The sequence below is a fragment of the Mesorhizobium qingshengii genome, from assembly GCF_900103325.1.
In the GTDB taxonomy this organism is placed as follows: Bacteria; Pseudomonadota; Alphaproteobacteria; order Rhizobiales; family Rhizobiaceae; genus Mesorhizobium; species Mesorhizobium qingshengii.
Genome location: NZ_FMXM01000010.1, coordinates 196209 through 211134 on the forward strand (window position 1 = coordinate 196209; position 14926 = coordinate 211134).

The window sequence follows — 14926 nt, forward strand, 5'->3', positions numbered from 1 at the left end:
TCAAGCCTTGTGGACGGGACGCGACGTGGCTTCCCAGGCGCCGCCGATATCGGCGAGGCGGGCCTCGATGCACTCCACATCGAGCATGATGGTGCCGCCGCCCGAAAAGATCAGCTCGACAATGCCGGCCGGCTTGCTGATCTCGATGAAGCTGATCGCCAGCAGGGACAGGATCTCGCCCGGCTTGTCGCGGGCGATGCCGTTGGTCTTGACGCCAAGCACGCGGTCGAAATGCAGCACGGCCTGCCGCCGTTCGTTATGCCGGCGAAACAGGCCGGTCTTGGCCTCCCAGACGAAGCGGTTCATGGTCAGCACGAAACGCTTGGCCGCAGGCAGGTATTCGAGGTCCGAGACCTTCATCACGGCGTCCTGGACATGGGCCGAGACGATGCTCAGGTCCTGATCGTCGAGCGCGATAAGCTTGAGGGCATTCATGCGGATTTCGCACCTGAAAGTTGACTGTTCAGCCTTCTGTTAGAGCATGATCCCGAAAAGTGGAAACCGGTTTTCGGAAAAGATCATGCTCGGGCAGGAAATTTGCCGGTCTTGTCGCTCGCTGCAACCGCGCCAATAACTTCGTTTGCGCTGCCCCTCATCGCCCTGCCGGGCACTTCTCCCCGTATAGTGACGGGGAGAAGTGCGCCCTCACTAAGGATTTCGCCAATATCCGGACGTTGCAGAAAGCGAGCCGACGTTGCGGGCACCCCTTCTCAGCGCTGACTTCGACGATTGGTCCTTGTCGGAAGCGATTGTTAAGCCGAAATCCGCTCGATCACCGCACCGCAGTTGGACAGCTTTTCTTCCAGCCGTTCGAAGCCGCGGTCGAGATGGTAGACCCGGTTGACCGTGGTCTCGCCTTCCGCCGCCAAGCCGGCGATGACCAGCGACACCGAGGCGCGAAGATCGGTCGCCATGACTGGCGCGCCCTTGAGCTTCGGCACGCCGTCGACGATCGCCGTCTGGCCGGACAACGTGATGTGAGCGCCGAGCCGTGCGAGCTCCTGCACATGCATGAAGCGGTTCTCGAAGATCGTTTCGGTGATGCGCGACTTGCCCTTGGCCATGGTCATCAGGCCCATGAACTGCGCCTGCAGGTCGGTCGGAAAGCCCGGGAACGGCGCCGTCGTCACGTCCACCGGCGAAATACCGGCGCCGTTGCGCTTCACACGAATGCCGGAATTGGTCTGCGTGATCTCGGCGCCGGTCTGCGAAATCACGTCCAGCGCGGTCTGCAACAGCTCTGGCCGCGCGCCTTCGAGCACGACGTCGCCCCCGGTCATCGCCACCGCCATGGCATAGGTGCCGGTCTCGATGCGGTCGGGGATCACCCGGACGCGGGCGCCCGACAGTGATTCGACACCGTCGATGGTGATGGTCGGCGTGCCAGCGCCATAAATCTTCGCGCCCATGGCGTTGAGGCACTCGGCAAGGTTGACGATCTCGGGCTCGCAGGCGGCGTTTTCCAGCACCGTCTCGCCCTTGGCCAGCGACGCCGCCATCATCAGCACATGGGTGGCGCCGACCGAGACTTTCGGGAACACGTAGCGATTGCCGACGAGCCGGCCATTCCTGGTCTTGGCGATGACATAGCCGGTGTCGACGTCGATGTCGGCGCCCAGCGCCTGCAGGCCTTCGAGGAACAGATCGACCGGGCGCGTGCCGATGGCGCAACCGCCGGGCAGCGACACCTTGGCCTCGCCCATGCGGGCAAGCAGCGGGCCGATCACCCAGAACGACGCGCGCATTTTTGACACCAGCTCGTAGGGCGCTGTCGTGTCGACGATGTTGCGGGCGGAGAAATTGATGGTGCGCGAATAGCCCTCATTCTGTTTCTCGCGGCGGCCATTGACCGAATAGTCGACGCCGTGATTGCCGAGAATGCGGATCAACTGCTCGACATCGGCCAGATGCGGCACGTTTTCCAGCGTTAGCGTGTCGTCGGTCAGAAGCGAGGCGATCATCAGGGGCAGGGCAGCATTTTTTGCGCCCGAGATCGGAATGCTTCCGGCGAGCTTGTTGCCGCCGACAATTCTAATGCGATCCATGGAAGAACGTCCCTCTCGGCCAAGAAAGGCCGGTTCAATCGTTTGAGTATCGGCCCGTCTAGACCATTGGCCGGTCTGGTTCAAGAATTAGGATTTCGGCCACCCTCGGCCAAGCGTGGCTGATTTGAGTTAATCTTTTTGCATTTCCTTCGATGCGCCCAGCCCATCCGGCCGCTGGTCGGTTTCACCGGTGCGGCGCTTGTCGGCGTCCCCGGTGCGGCGCGAGCGCGATTGCGCCTTGCGCTTCTGCAGATTGGCGCGCAATTGCTCGGCGAGCCGGTCCTTGCGGTCCGTGCCGCCCTTTTTCGGTGGAATTGTCTTGTCGCTCATCGTCCCGCCCTGGCCGGCGAACGGCCAGCCTGCCATTCAGGCATACCCAACATTGTGGCACGGCCATGTCATTAAAGGATATCCGGCAAAGGCTTTCACAGATGCGTGGTTCTTGGCCTTGCGCTTGCCGGTTCGATATGGCAGAAGCCCCGCCATCGGCGGCTGCGGTAGCTCAGTGGTAGAGCACTCCCTTGGTAAGGGAGAGGTCGAGAGTTCAATCCTCTCTCGCAGCACCAGTCTATCCCCTTGAAATCGCTCAAAGCCTTGTGCCGCCTTTCTCGTCGCTGCCGCGGCGATGGGTCTCGCCGCGATCGCAAGCCTTAAGCTGCCGCTGCCGTCGGCGCCCGCGCGTCACGAAGCGCGGCCGCCCCCTGCTGACCATATGGATGCGGCAGTTTGATCCAAGCCGTAGCGAGTTCAGCTGCCAAGGTGTAAAATGTAACCAAGAAGGTAGCACCGATGCTGATCCGCACGCTCTCCACTTTGGAATACGAGAAATTGCTGGCTGCCAATCGCGTCGGTCACTTGGCCTGCGCCAGGGACGGACATCCCTACGTCGTCTGCTTGAACTATGCCTACGCCGACAGTCACCTCTACGCGTTCTCATTGCCGGGCAAGAAGATCGACTGGATGCGCGCCAACTCCCTGGTATGCGCCCATATCGTCGAACACACCCAGGGACGCGGATGGAGAAGCGTGATTGTCGACGGCCGCTTTGAAGAACTGCCTGACCAGATCGGCCACAAACTTCAGCGCGATCACGCATGGTCAGTGTTGAGCAAGCACGCGGACTGGTGGGAGCCCGGTGCGCTCAAGCCTGTCATGCCTCCCGTGTCAGATAGCTTGCCGCACGTTTTCTTCCGGATCCTCATAGAAGAGGTGAGTGGCCGAGAAGCAAGTGAATAGGCTGTTTCCAGCCTACGCGCAGCTGTTGGCGGCCGGCGCTGAAAGGGTCGTGAGCACGGACTCCATTCCGTATCCGCCGAATGCAATTTCCTTCGCCGGCTTGTTTGCTGAGGCCAGCGCCGAATTGTTCCGGAACGTTTCGCCAAAGGAACGGTCGCGTCCATAACGCTCGGCTGTTTCACGGCCCTTGGTTTCATTCCTTAGCACGTCCAAGCCGATCAAGGCGCTGGCGTTCGCCCTGGTTCAAACTCTCTCAACCAGCCACCTTCGAATCCCGCCCGTTGCAGGCCGCAACGGATGTAGGGGCACGAGCGCATCAACCGCCACAGGAAGCCGCTGCGTTCGTTCTCGATCATCAGGACAACCGGGCCTTCATCGAGGCCGAAATGCCAGGGCGATATCCACCAATCAAAGGCACTGCCGGCCGTTCCCGGATGCGTCGGATTGAATGCCGCCTTGAAACCATAGGCTTTGGCGGCCTTGAGCTTGGCCTGGTGAATGCAGAAGCTGATCGTCGGCCGCACGATTTCCGGAGCGAACGGCAAGGACGCAGCGACTGCCCACGGAGCGAGCGTGCCATCGTCGGGACCGTAGGGAACGCCACGTGCCGCATAGGAGAGGAATCTACGTTCGATGCCCTTCAACTTGAGTGTGCAGGGGCCGGGGCCATCACTCGCGGTAATGCCCCAGCAATGTTCGCCATAGCCATCAAAACCTCGCGGGTTCTCGATGGCGTAGCGGTGCTGAACCAGTGTGGCTCGCCGGCTGTTCTCGAAATAGTCGCTTCCCTTGCTCCGCATGAAGGCGTCCTGCACGCCCCGAAGATCGATCCAGACGTGCGAGAGCTGGTGGATGAACAGCGGTCCCGCATAGAGGTATTCGTAGCCGTAACAGTGCTCCCATCGGAATGTTGCGGTCCAAGCAGTGTAGCTGGTCTTGGGCAAGGGATGTGTCGGCGAACCCAATCCCAGGACATAGAGCAAGAGCGCTTCGTCATAACCTTCCCATCGATACTTCAGGAACCCTTGCTCGGGTGTCCACCCATGGGTGACGGTTTCTCGCTGGTCCTGCGCCCAGCACCAGTCGGCTCTGTGATAGAGCGCATCTGCCAAAGTGCGAATCTCGGTTTCAGCCGCGGTGTCGGCATCGAAATACTGCCCTGCAGCCAGCGCACCCGCCAGGAGGAGCGTGCTGTCGATGGTCGATAGCTCGCATTGCCAGACCCGCCGGCCGGTTTGCATGTCCAGGAAGTGATAGTAGAAGCCGCGATATCCCGTGGCGTCCGGCTCCGGCCCCTGCGGACTGTTCCAGAAAAAACGCAGCGTTGCCAAGGTGCGTTCCGTAGCCGCGCTTCGCGTCATGAATCCACGGTCGACTCCCACTGGGTAGCACGCGAGCGCAAGGCCGGTGGCTGCAATGCTTGCAGGTGAATTCGCTTCAGTCTTGTCCAGAACGAGACCGTTGGCAGGGTTCGCTTCTTGGATGAAGTAGTCGAATGTCTCCCGCTGCAGCGTCGCCAGATCGTCCTGCATGGCGGTGGTGTTCACGATGCGATCGGTTTCCGGAGAATATGATCGCATCGCTATGTCTTCCGAAACCCGCAGCTCATTATACCTATTGCTTTCATCCGCCTTCATGCCAGCTCAGTTCAAGTGAACAGGCGCCCAAGCCAATCGCCGATATCGTAGCTTGGCCGCTGCTGACCTCGTTGAGTCAAATCAATACCGGCGCCGAAGTGTCGGACCCGGCGACTTGAACGGTCGTTCCCGGTCCTTGTTGGTTGCGGCGCTGGCACACGTAGTGTCCTTCGGACCGCGTTTTGATTTGCGTCAATGCCGTGCTCACCCGCAGGAATGATCGTGGCGCGGAGACACGACGAGGCTAGCCGCTCCCTCCTAGTCCAGCTCCCTCGCGGATTCATCTTGGAACCGGCGCGACAAAAGTCTCGAACATGCGACCCTAAGCGACCATGGCCGACACCGTCTTCAGCGCCAGAGCGCTGACCAAAACCTACACCTCAGGTGAGACGCAAGTGCTCGCATTGCGTAAACTGGACCTTGAGATTTTCGCGGGAGAGATGGTCGTCCTGCTTGGCCCGTCGGGCAGCGGGAAGTCGACCCTGCTCAATATCATGGGCGGACTAGACCATTCCACGAGCGGCCAATTGTTCTTCAGGGATCAGGAACTGACCAACCTCGACGATCGGGGGTTGACCGCTTATCGACGGCAACACGTCGGGTTCGTTTTTCAGTTCTACAATCTGATCCCCAGCCTGACGGCTTACGAGAATGTCGCCCTGGTCACGGAGATTTCCGATCATCCGATGCGCCCGGACGAGGCCTTGGCGCTGGTCGGACTTGAACCGAGGATGCACCATTTCCCGGCTCAGCTCTCAGGTGGCGAACAGCAGCGCGTGGCCATTGCCCGCGCCATCGCAAAGCGCCCGGATGTGTTGCTTTGCGACGAGCCGACCGGCGCGCTGGATTCCAAAACGGGCATCCGGGTGATCGAGGCACTGCTCGGCATCAACGAGCAGCTTGGCACCACCACACTTATCATCACGCACAACGCCAGCATCCAGGATGTCGCTGACCGCGTGCTGTTTTTCGCCGATGGCCAAATCTCCAGAATTCGCAAGAACGAGGTGCGCCGGACTGCCGCCGAGCTTGTTTGGTGATCCGGATGCGTGCGCTGGACATCAAGCTTCTTCGCGACTTCGGCAGGCTCTGGGCGCAGGCGCTGGCGATTGCACTCGTCATTGCCGGAGGCGTGGCGACGCTCATTCTCGCGGTCGGATCCTACCGCTCCCTGGACGAGACGCGCACCGCATACTACGAACGCTACCGGTTCGCAGACGTCTTTGCCACTGTCAGCCGCGCGCCAAGGACGCTTGTCGACCAGATTGCCGAGATTCCCGGGGTTGCTTCGGTCGACGCGCGAATAGCCAAGCTCGCGCTGCTTGACATACCGGACTATCTGGAGCCGGCCACGGGCGAAGTTATCTCCCTGCCCGAGATCGGGGAGGCGTCGCTCAACCAGCTCTACATGCGCGTTGGCCGCATGCCGGAGCCTGGACGACCCGAAGAGGTCGTGGTGAACGAAGGCTTTGCCTTCTCCCACGGCTTTCAGCCCGGGGCCCGCTTCTCCGCAATATTGAACGGCCGAAAGCGGGAATTGACGATTGTCGGGATCGCGCTGTCTCCCGAGTTCATCTACGCGGTCGGGCCTGGCGATATCATGCCGGACGACCGCCGCTTCGGCCTGATCTGGATGTCGGAGAGAGCGCTCGCCAGCGCCTATGACCTCAATGATGCGTTTTCGTCCGTTTCGTTGAAGCTGCTGCGTGGCGTGTCCGAGAGCGAGGTCATGATGCGCCTCGACGCGATACTCGAGCGCTACGGTGGGCGAGCGGCCTATGGCCGAAAAGACCAGACTTCGCATGCCTGGCTGAACCACGAACTGGACATGCTCAATAACATGAGCCGAACGCTGCCGCCGATTTTCCTTCTGGTGTCGGCATTTCTGGTCAATCTCACGCTCAGCCGGCTCGTTGCTCTGGAACGCGAGCAGATCGGGCTCATGAAGGCGCTGGGATACGGCAACGCCAGCATCGTCATGCACTACCTCAAGTTTGTCGTCGTCATCGTGATGATCGGCATCGTGATCGGCAGTGCGGCGGGCACCTGGCTGGGCATGCGCATCACCAGCCTGTTCGGCGACTTTTTCCATTTTCCGTTCCTTGTCTTCACCAGGAGCCCGGACCTCTACGTCATTGCCGCCGCGCTCAGCCTCGTCGCTGCAATCATCGGGGCGGTGCGCGCGCTTCGCGAGGTCGTGCGATTGGCGCCCGCCGTCGCGATGCAGGCGCCGGCGCCTGCGCGCTATCGCAGACTTCTGCCTGCGAGCTTCACACTCAACAGGTTCATCTCGCAGCCGACCACGATGATGTTGCGCAACATCACACGCCATCCACTCAGATCGTTATTCACCTCGCTTGGGATTGCACTGGCGACAGCCATCCTGATCGTTTCACTTTTCACTGGCGATGCGATGGAGCAGCTTATCGACGTGACGTATTTCCTGACCGACCGTCAGGACGCCACTGTGAGTTTCGTGGAAAAACGCCCGCTGGATGTCGTTCTGCAGATCGCGCGGCTTCCGGGCGTTCTCGCGGCCGAGCCTTACCGTGAGGTTCCCGTCCGCATAAGGAACGGAAACGTCGAGCGTCGGATCATGATCAGCGGCAGGCCGCGCGACGCCGATCTAAACCGCATCATTGATGTCGACCTGCGGCCGGTCGTGCTGCCGGAAGCGGGCCTGGCGATTTCGAGCATGCTTGCCAGGATTCTCGGAGTGGGAGTCGGCGATTCCGTTGAGGTCGACTTGCTCGAAGGAGCGCGGCGGACCGTTGTCGTCCCTGTGACAGCCCTGGTCGAAGATTACTTCGGCATCCGCGGGATGATGGATTCGGAGACGCTCGCGCGCCTGATGCGCGAAGCGCCGTCGGTGAACAGCATCAATGTCAGCCTCGACCAGAACAGCCAGGAGTCGTTCTATGCTGCCATCAAGGACATCCCTGTTGTCGGGGGCCTGGCTCTCCAGCGCGTCTCGCTTGCGAATTTCCGAAAGCTGGTTGCCTTGCTGATCACGACAATGGCCAGCATCTACACCGGGCTGGCTGCGGTCATCGCGTTCGGTGTCGTCTACAACAGCGCCCGTATCTCGCTTTCCGAACGGGCGCGAGAGTTGGCGAGCTTGCGCGTCCTTGGCTTCACCCGGGGCGAGGTGTTGAGCATCCTCCTGTTGGAACTCGCCCTGCTCACATTGATCGCGCAGCCGCCTGGATGGCTCATTGGCTATGGCCTTGCCTGGATCATGCAGAAGAACCTGGCCGGCGAACTGATGCGGGTGCGCCTGATCGTCGAGCAATCCACCTACGTCTTTGCTAGCGCGATCGTAGTCGCTGCAGCCGTCCTTTCCGCGCTCGTCGTTCGCCGAAGGCTCAATGAGCTGGACCTTGTCACCGTTCTCAAGACACGAGACTGAACCATGCGCACGATCTGGATGAAGCGAACGTTGGGCATTGCGGCCTTGGTGGCGTTGGCCGCCGGCGCTGTCTGGTTCGCATGGCCGCGGCCGACTGCAGTGGATCTGGCAACACTGACGAAAGGTCCCATGCAAGTCACGATCGACGACGAGGCGAAAACGCGCGTGCGTCACGTCTATACGGTGTCCGCCCCCATCTCTGGCGACGTCCTGCGCATCTCTCCACCTCTCCACCTCGGGGACCAGGTTACAAAGGACGAAACCGTCGTGGCGGTGATGCAGCCGACGCTGCCGAGCTTTCACGATGCGCGCACCCACGAGGAGTTGCGGTCGGCACTGGCTGCGGCCGATGCGGCGGTAAGTCTTGCGGCAGCCGAAATGCGCCGTATCGAGGCCGCGCTTGCATTTTCGCGAACGGAACTTGTGCGGGCCGAAGCACTTGCGCGCACAGAGGCGATCTCCCTGAAGGTCCTCGACGGCGCCAAGTTCGACGTCGAGACCAATGAAGCGGCCCTGGCCAGTGCGAAGGCTCAGCTGGAGGTTCGCCGAAACGAGCGCGACAGCGTTGCAGCACGGCTGGGTGAACAATCGGGAGCCGCCCCGGAGCCGGATCGGGCCTGCTGCATACAGTTGCGCGCTCCCGTGACAGGCAGCGTGCTGAAGATCGTCCAGGAGAGCGAGGGAGTGGTTCAGGCCGGTGCATCGCTGATCGAAATCGGTGACCCGCTCGATCTCGAAATCGTCGCTGATCTTCTGTCGACCGATGCTGTCAGGATCAAACAAGGCGCGCCCGTGTGGATCGACAACTGGGGTGGCCCCCCGCTCCAGGGCCGTGTCTCCCGCGTTGATCCCGCCGGCTTTACCAAGGTTTCCGCACTTGGCATCGAGGAACAACGCGTCCACACGACCATCGACTTCACCGACCCTCCCGCGAATTGGTCGGCGCTGGGACACGATTATCGGGTGACCGTGCATGTCACGATCTGGAAAGCCGAAGGCGTCCTGACGGTGCCGGTAGGCGCCCTGTTCCGACAAGGGGACGACTGGGCGGTATTCACGCTTCGTGATGGCCGTGCGCGGACGGCCACCATAAAGGTCGGTCAGCGAAACAATCGGACCGCGGAGGTTCTGTCAGGCCTTGCCGCAGGCGATCGCGTGGTGCTCCACCCGAGTGATAGAGTCTCGGACGGCATGACCATAGCGGAGCGTGATGTGCGATAAGGCTGAATGCCTACACCGTCCTTTCTGCTGGCGGAGCCGAAACCCGCTCCTATCCCTTTGAAATCGCTGAAGTGTTTGACTTGAAAAGCGCGAACGGTTCCAGCAAACTGGCGTTCGAGCCAGCGGGCCTGCCTGAGTGCGCGTCGCTCATCGCAACCTGGATCCTGCCCAACTGCGGATGGCGGTCTAGACGAGTCGCTATTTTGTCGGTCGAGAAACGCCAGTGGTGGGCTTCAGGCGCACGCGGATATGGCCTGTATCAGACGGCCCAACATCCAGCGCCTCTATCTTGCGCACAAGATCACTGAGCTTCCTGAATCCATAGGTCCGCGGGTCGAAATCAGGTGCGAGGTTGGCAAGCAAGTTGCCAAGCTGTCCGAGGCTTACCCAGCCGTCGTCGCTTTCATTTTCTGCCATGATCCTCTTGAGGATACGGGATGCATGAGCCATCGGTTCCAGTGGCTTCTTGGCCTTGGCGTCAGTTGTGGCCGTCTCTGGAAGCAGGTTCTCTGTGTAGATAAATCGCCGGCAAGCCTGCCGGAAGCTCTCAGGCGTCTTCTGCTCACCGAACCCGAACACGTCCACGCCATGCTCGCGAATTCGTGCTGCGAGGCGCGTGAAGTCGCTGTCGGACGAAACCAGGCAAAAGCCGTCGAAGCGACCACTATGCAGAAGGTCCATTGCGTCGATGACGAGTGTGATGTCCGAGGCATTCTTGCCAGTCGTGTATGCGAACTGCTGCTGAGGGATGATGGCATGCTTGGACAGGATGTCGGCCCAGGCCTTGGAGCGCGGACTGGAGAAGTCACCATATATTCGCCGGACGCTCGCCTCGCCTATTTTGGCGATCTCCTCGAACAGTCCATCGGCAATCTTTGCCGAAGCATTGTCTGCGTCGATCAAGACGGCCAGGCGAGCGGAGCGCTGTTCTGCAGCCATGGGGCCTCCAATACAATGAATCGATGCTTGCCCAACGGTATCTAAGTGCACGGGCCGTCGATAATAATCAGGAAATCCACCATATCAGACAACCCCGCGAACGGGTGCGCTCGTAACCGTTGATTTGTCGTATAATATGCCGCCACTCAGTCCGTAAAATCTCAAACAAATGGGGTTGGGCGGAGCTACCGCCACATCATGTTCCGCGTCAAAAATTTGATCGCGCGACAGCAGGCCCGTCGCCACGGAAACCTCTTGCCAGCGGGTTTGCCGTCTACGCCGGTTTGGCAAACTGCTCGGCGCTCATGACCTCGATACAAACGAAGCGTTCGTTGCCTTCCACCCAAGCGTCGTGGCCAGGCGGAATGGTGTAGGACGTGCCTGGCTCGAAGGTCTTCTGGGTTCCGTCATTCATCTTGACGGTCAGGGTTCCCGACACGACGTAGCCGACATGCGACACCTGACAGCTATCGGTCTTGACGACAGGCTTCACGCATTCGGACCATTTCCATCCTGGCTCCATGTTGAGCCGCCCGAGTGTGAAACCGGGAAGCCGCACCACTTCGACACGTGTCTTGTCGGGTGAGCGGACTTCATCCGGGTTATTGTGAGACTTGGATTCAAATTTCGTGACGGTCATTCCACCATCGGCCATGGTATCCTCCCATACGCGACGCGGAGCATGAAGCTGGCACGTTTTCGTTACATTAGCAATTTCTTATGCTGAAAACCACTGTCAGATTAACCTCTACACCTACCTCTGGCTCCGGCAAGATTCTCAAGTGCCAGAAGGGGGTCGCGTCGAAGCCCGACGGACACCTTCAAGATCTTTTTTGAAAGCAAAACGGTTATCTGCTCGGGCAGCAATGGAACGAGCCTTCGTGCCATCCGACCTTCCTGATAACCGCCGGCGCTCTATTTGGCGTGAGAACAAGGAATAGGCCGTTGCTGTCGATAGAAGCCACAACGCCGTCGGTAGCCTGTCGGTGGCGGAGTTTACGGGTCGATCACAACGTGGTGGTCCTGTCCTCCAACGCCTTGCCCCACGTCAGAATCTTGAAACTCCGAAATTCGGGGTGGTAGTAGGGGTCGTTCTCGACCAGCTTGACAATCTCGTCTCGGCCGTCAGCCTCAACAACCCACAGCCCGCCTACGAACGGCTCCCCCGGAGCGTTTCTCAAGCCGCCACCGATCAGGATCTTGGTCGAATTGGCCCGCAGGTAGTCGAGGTGCTGCGCCCCGGACTTCCGCCTGACATCGAGCATTTCCGGGTTGTCATCGAAGATCACTACCCATCGGGTCATTCTCAATCTCCTCACTTAAGCTGCAGCCCGGCCCCCTATCCGATCCGACCAGACGCGGCCTGACAGCTCTCGCTGGGCGCGCAGCGGGTGGGCCGCCGGTCGGTTGTTTCAATTTTCCCTCACGGCTGATTGCACAATGCGCCCGTCTTGGGGAGCACTTGTCGCCAGTCGGATCCCGGCACCGGTCAAAACGACCCCTGCAATCAGCGAAGCGCCGATTGGCTCGCCGAGAGTCAAGGCAGAGATCAGGATGCCGAGACTCGGAGCCGCCAGCAGCGTCATCGACATTGTGCTCGCCCGAAAATGACGACCGGCTTCCACGACCGCCCAATAAGCGAATGCCGTCGCAACTGGACCAACATAGACAAGCGACGCAACCCCGCTCTCTCCGATCGTCCGTGGGGAACCCTCGACAAGGATTGCCAGCGGAAAAAGCAACCCCGCTGCGACGAGTGTCTGCCAAGGGGCCAGTGCAAGAGCGGACACCGTGAAGCGATGCGAGCGCACGAAGACGATCGAAATCGCCCATGCGGCAGCCGCACCCATCAGCATGACGTAAGCCAAAACCTGCCCTGCTTGATCCGGATGAAGTGAGGGGAGAGCGATCGCCAACACACCTAAAAGCCCAAGACCAACGCCAAACATGGCCAGCCTTGAAACACGCTCATGAAGCCACCACCCCGCGAGCGGGACGACCCAGATTGGGGTCGAAAAGGCCAGGACGGAAGCACGGCCGGGCGGGAGAACCGTCAAGGCAAGACCGGTCAGGGCTGAATAGGCGGCCATCTGCAAAGCCCCGGAAACAACGACGAGCAGCCAATCTGGTCGTGGCGGAAAGACAAGTTCACGCCGCGCGGCCAGGAGGCCAAAGAGACAGCAGGCTGCGATGATGTAACGAAAACAGCCATACCAGATCGGCGGGACGGTCGTGACCCCGACCTTGATGACAGGCCAACTTATGGCCCAGGTCAAGACAAGCAAAACCAGGAGCCAGCGATGGCCGATGCCGCTCGCTTCGGCGCTTTGAGCAACCATGCTTGTCGATTCCTACATATTGGAGATCAGCCTACCGATGAGCGCTTGGAAGATGGTGGCGCAGGAAGACGCGATCAGAATTTCTCACCGGCCGGCCGCAGGTCAAGCTCGTGTGTCCAGGCACTGCGCTGCTGGCGGTGGAGCTGATAGTAAGCTTCCGAGATGGCCGTCGGCGCCATGCCGTCTCCCGATCCTGCTTCGCCATCCTCGTTGATCATGCCATCGATGATGACATGGGCTACGTGAACGCCTTTTGGGCCGAGTTCACGCGCCATGCTCTGGGCCAGGGCGCGAAGGCCGAACTTGGGCACCGCGAAGGCTGCAAAACCAGCGCCGCCACGGATAGACCCGGTGGCACCGGTAAAAATGATCGTGCCTCGGCCAAACGGCAACATCGACGCTGTTGCCGCCCGGCCGACCAGGAATCCGCCAAAGCAACCGGTGCGCCATGCCTCTTCGAAGAGCTTGTCGGAGATGTCGAGAATGCCGGCACGATCCCACGTTCCGACATTGAACGCCACGAGATCGGGTTGACCGAGGTCTTTCGTCACCTGCGCGAACATCGCCGTGACCTGGTCGCCGATCGTGGCGTCACATGCGTAGCCGTGAACAAGGTCGCGGTATTCCGGCGCCTCAGGGGTGCTGCCCTTGCGGGAGACCGCGGCCACGCTCATGCCCGCTTCGGCAAAGCGCCGGACCAAAGCGTTCCCAAGTCCCGGCCCGGCTCCAACCACAATGGCGACTTCTCTGTCGGTCATCGATCCTCTCCCTTCGACGGCAAGAACGGTCATTTGTGGGATTTGACGTAGCGAACGAAGCCCGCGACATCGTCGGCGACAAGCCTGCCAATGGCTCCGCTGGAATACACTGCGGTGAGAACCTTGCCGCCTGGATCCAGGACGAAACCGGTGGACTGCAGGTAGCGCGGACTGTCATTGGTGTATGCACCGGTCGCCGCGGCGATTTCGTCCGCATCCGCCCCGTATCCGATCGGAAATCCAAGGCGGTGCTTTTCGACCAGGACAAGAGAGTCCGCCTCGTCATCGACCGACAGGGCAACGACCTTGACGCCGAGTTCGGCGAGCGTGTTGGCCGCGCGCGAAAACGCCGCGAGTTGCGCGTTGCAATATGGGCACCAAGAACCGCGGTAGAACAGCACGACTCCGAAAGACCCCGCAAGATCGCCGGGCAAAGAGATCGTGCCGCCGCCGACGGCATTAATCGCGAGAGCGGGGAAGATGTCGCCGTTGGACAGCACGGGCATGGGTTCTCCTAAAAGTGGACTAATCAGTCCAGTCATAGTTGCTAAATCGCGGCCTGTCAATTAGGATCCTGGTCATGGCAAGCATCGAAATCGGACAGCCTCTGACCGCACGGGGGAAAGCGACGCGCGCTCGCATCGTCGAGGCAGCGACCGAACTGGTGCGTGCCCACGGTGTCGCCAACACCAGCCTCGACGCGGTGCTGGCGGCAAGTGACACCAGCAAGTCGCAACTCTATCACTACTTCGCGGATAAGGACGATCTCGTGCTCGCGGTCATCCAGCGTCAGACCGAGTGTGTTCTCGCAACGCACGAGTCTCATCTGCGCAAGTTGCACTCATTGGCGGGATTGCGCCGCTGGCGGGATGCAGTGGTCGAGTTGTCTCGGCAGACCGACTGCGCGGGTGGCTGTCCGCTCGGTTCGTTGGTTTCCGAACTAGCCGAGTCACCGCGCCCTCGCGAACTGCTCGCTGAAAGCTTCGCACGGTGGGAAGCGCTTCTGGTGGCGGGGTTCAGGGCAATACAAGTGCGATCGGGAACGAGCCGGGACTGCGACCTGACCGAACTTGCCACCGTGGTGCTGGCGGCGCTGCAGGGCGGCCTGCTGCTCGCCCAGACCACCCGTTCCACTCGTGCCCTCGAACTCGCCCTCGACATGGCCATCGACCGTGTCGAGGCACAATTGGCCTGACACATTCCACGCGACAGCGGTGAATGCCTGGGAAGCGGCCTGACCCACGTCTTGGCAGTGATGGGAATTGCCTGCTCTATCCGGGCATCGCTTGGCTGCGTCGTGCGGTCACAAGTTCGGCTCCGGACAGATTGCGTGACCCCAGCA

The 14926-nt window shown here is 60.7% G+C and carries 16 protein-coding genes and 1 tRNA gene; 6 read left to right on the plus strand and 11 right to left on the minus strand.

Annotated features, from left to right (window positions below):
- The 3 genes from BLS48_RS17860 to BLS48_RS17870 all read right to left on the minus strand — a co-directional run bounded on the left by BLS48_RS17860 (position 1) and on the right by BLS48_RS17870 (position 2375).
- The gene (locus BLS48_RS17860) at positions 1-435 is read right to left on the minus strand and encodes a DUF2948 family protein (RefSeq protein ID WP_091579913.1); all 435 of its coding nucleotides are present in this window, start codon (positions 433-435) and stop codon (positions 1-3) included.
- A gap of 317 nt (positions 436-752) precedes the next feature.
- Positions 753-2045: a UDP-N-acetylglucosamine 1-carboxyvinyltransferase gene (murA, locus tag BLS48_RS17865; RefSeq protein WP_091579916.1), complete on the minus strand. Its 1293-nt coding sequence runs from the start codon at positions 2043-2045 to the stop codon at positions 753-755.
- Between the two features lie 129 nt (positions 2046-2174).
- Positions 2175-2375, minus strand: a complete 201-nt coding sequence (locus BLS48_RS17870; protein WP_091580085.1) for a hypothetical protein — start codon at positions 2373-2375, stop codon at positions 2175-2177.
- A gap of 161 nt (positions 2376-2536) precedes the next feature.
- Between BLS48_RS17870 and BLS48_RS17875 the strand changes: the two genes are divergently transcribed.
- Positions 2537-2611 (plus strand) — tRNA-Thr (locus BLS48_RS17875).
- A 223-nt stretch (positions 2612-2834) separates the two neighbouring features.
- A complete protein-coding gene (locus tag BLS48_RS17880) occupies positions 2835-3281 on the plus strand; it encodes a pyridoxamine 5'-phosphate oxidase family protein (RefSeq protein WP_091579919.1) in 447 nt (148 codons plus the stop codon).
- Positions 3282-3293: 12 nt separating this feature from the next.
- On the opposite strand, the gene BLS48_RS17885 is transcribed toward BLS48_RS17880, so the two are convergent.
- Together BLS48_RS17885 and BLS48_RS17890 are read right to left on the minus strand one after the other, a co-directional pair.
- On the minus strand, positions 3294-3503 hold the full coding sequence (locus BLS48_RS17885; RefSeq protein ID WP_091579921.1) for a hypothetical protein: 210 nt from the start codon (positions 3501-3503) through the stop codon (positions 3294-3296).
- Positions 3500-4861 (minus strand): glucoamylase family protein, encoded by a 1362-nt coding sequence (locus tag BLS48_RS17890; protein WP_091580088.1) that lies wholly within the window; start codon positions 4859-4861, stop codon positions 3500-3502. The genes BLS48_RS17885 and BLS48_RS17890 overlap by 4 nt, the downstream gene beginning before the upstream one ends.
- Positions 4862-5250: 389 nt before the next feature.
- Here BLS48_RS17890 and BLS48_RS17895 point away from each other — a divergent pair, with 389 nt between their 5' ends.
- Genes BLS48_RS17895 through BLS48_RS17905 form a run of 3 tightly spaced genes read left to right on the plus strand, consistent with a single transcriptional unit; the run spans position 5251 to position 9548 of the window.
- Complete coding sequence (locus tag BLS48_RS17895; RefSeq protein WP_091579924.1) at positions 5251-5958, plus strand: ABC transporter ATP-binding protein; 708 nt, start codon at positions 5251-5253, stop codon at positions 5956-5958.
- A 5-nt stretch (positions 5959-5963) separates the two neighbouring features.
- On the plus strand, positions 5964-8327 hold the full coding sequence (locus tag BLS48_RS17900) for an ABC transporter permease (protein WP_091579926.1): 2364 nt from the start codon (positions 5964-5966) through the stop codon (positions 8325-8327).
- A gap of 3 nt (positions 8328-8330) precedes the next feature.
- Positions 8331-9548 carry an efflux RND transporter periplasmic adaptor subunit gene (locus tag BLS48_RS17905; RefSeq protein ID WP_091579928.1) on the plus strand — a complete coding sequence of 406 codons (1218 nt, stop codon included), beginning with the start codon at positions 8331-8333 and terminating at the stop codon, positions 9546-9548.
- Positions 9549-9746: 198 nt separating this feature from the next.
- Here BLS48_RS17905 and BLS48_RS17910 read toward each other — a convergent pair whose 3' ends face one another.
- From BLS48_RS17910 to BLS48_RS17935, 6 genes are all read right to left on the minus strand, one after another.
- A complete protein-coding gene (locus BLS48_RS17910) occupies positions 9747-10487 on the minus strand; it encodes an NYN domain-containing protein (RefSeq protein ID WP_091579931.1) in 741 nt (246 codons plus the stop codon).
- A 274-nt stretch (positions 10488-10761) separates the two neighbouring features.
- A complete protein-coding gene (locus BLS48_RS17915) occupies positions 10762-11142 on the minus strand; it encodes a cupin domain-containing protein (RefSeq protein ID WP_091579934.1) in 381 nt (126 codons plus the stop codon).
- A gap of 352 nt (positions 11143-11494) precedes the next feature.
- Positions 11495-11791, minus strand: coding sequence for a YciI family protein (locus tag BLS48_RS17920; RefSeq protein ID WP_091579937.1), 297 nt, complete (start codon positions 11789-11791; stop codon positions 11495-11497).
- Positions 11792-11899: 108 nt separating this feature from the next.
- Positions 11900-12826, minus strand: coding sequence for a DMT family transporter (locus BLS48_RS17925; protein WP_091579939.1), 927 nt, complete (start codon positions 12824-12826; stop codon positions 11900-11902).
- A gap of 74 nt (positions 12827-12900) precedes the next feature.
- A complete protein-coding gene (locus BLS48_RS17930; RefSeq protein ID WP_091580091.1) occupies positions 12901-13584 on the minus strand; it encodes an SDR family NAD(P)-dependent oxidoreductase in 684 nt (227 codons plus the stop codon).
- Between the two features lie 29 nt (positions 13585-13613).
- Positions 13614-14126 carry a peroxiredoxin family protein gene (locus BLS48_RS17935; protein ID WP_244529649.1) on the minus strand — a complete coding sequence of 171 codons (513 nt, stop codon included), beginning with the start codon at positions 14124-14126 and terminating at the stop codon, positions 13614-13616.
- Positions 14127-14164: 38 nt separating this feature from the next.
- Between BLS48_RS17935 and BLS48_RS17940 the strand changes: the two genes are divergently transcribed.
- Entirely contained in the window at positions 14165-14779 is a 615-nt protein-coding gene (locus BLS48_RS17940) for a TetR/AcrR family transcriptional regulator (protein ID WP_091579944.1), read from the plus strand.
- Positions 14780-14926 lie beyond the last annotated feature (147 nt).

What these genes read in the sequence shown, in the direction of transcription:
- BLS48_RS17860 (WP_091579913.1), bottom strand. Translation starts at nt 435, where the DNA reads ATGAATGCCCTCAAGCTTATCGCGCTCGACGATCAGGACCTGAGCATC.
- murA (WP_091579916.1), bottom strand. Translation starts at nt 2,045, where the DNA reads ATGGATCGCATTAGAATTGTCGGCGGCAACAAGCTCGCCGGAAGCATT.
- BLS48_RS17870 (WP_091580085.1), bottom strand. Translation starts at nt 2,375, where the DNA reads ATGAGCGACAAGACAATTCCACCGAAAAAGGGCGGCACGGACCGCAAG.
- BLS48_RS17880 (WP_091579919.1), top strand. Translation starts at nt 2,835, where the DNA reads ATGCTGATCCGCACGCTCTCCACTTTGGAATACGAGAAATTGCTGGCT.
- BLS48_RS17890 (WP_091580088.1), bottom strand. Translation starts at nt 4,861, where the DNA reads ATGCGATCATATTCTCCGGAAACCGATCGCATCGTGAACACCACCGCC.
- BLS48_RS17895 (WP_091579924.1), top strand. Translation starts at nt 5,251, where the DNA reads ATGGCCGACACCGTCTTCAGCGCCAGAGCGCTGACCAAAACCTACACC.
- BLS48_RS17900 (WP_091579926.1), top strand. Translation starts at nt 5,964, where the DNA reads ATGCGTGCGCTGGACATCAAGCTTCTTCGCGACTTCGGCAGGCTCTGG.
- BLS48_RS17905 (WP_091579928.1), top strand. Translation starts at nt 8,331, where the DNA reads ATGCGCACGATCTGGATGAAGCGAACGTTGGGCATTGCGGCCTTGGTG.
- BLS48_RS17910 (WP_091579931.1), bottom strand. Translation starts at nt 10,487, where the DNA reads ATGGCTGCAGAACAGCGCTCCGCTCGCCTGGCCGTCTTGATCGACGCA.
- BLS48_RS17915 (WP_091579934.1), bottom strand. Translation starts at nt 11,142, where the DNA reads ATGGCCGATGGTGGAATGACCGTCACGAAATTTGAATCCAAGTCTCAC.
- BLS48_RS17920 (WP_091579937.1), bottom strand. Translation starts at nt 11,791, where the DNA reads ATGACCCGATGGGTAGTGATCTTCGATGACAACCCGGAAATGCTCGAT.
- BLS48_RS17925 (WP_091579939.1), bottom strand. Translation starts at nt 12,826, where the DNA reads ATGGTTGCTCAAAGCGCCGAAGCGAGCGGCATCGGCCATCGCTGGCTC.
- BLS48_RS17930 (WP_091580091.1), bottom strand. Translation starts at nt 13,584, where the DNA reads ATGACCGACAGAGAAGTCGCCATTGTGGTTGGAGCCGGGCCGGGACTT.
- BLS48_RS17935 (WP_244529649.1), bottom strand. Translation starts at nt 14,126, where the DNA reads ATGACTGGACTGATTAGTCCACTTTTAGGAGAACCCATGCCCGTGCTG.
- BLS48_RS17940 (WP_091579944.1), top strand. Translation starts at nt 14,165, where the DNA reads ATGGCAAGCATCGAAATCGGACAGCCTCTGACCGCACGGGGGAAAGCG.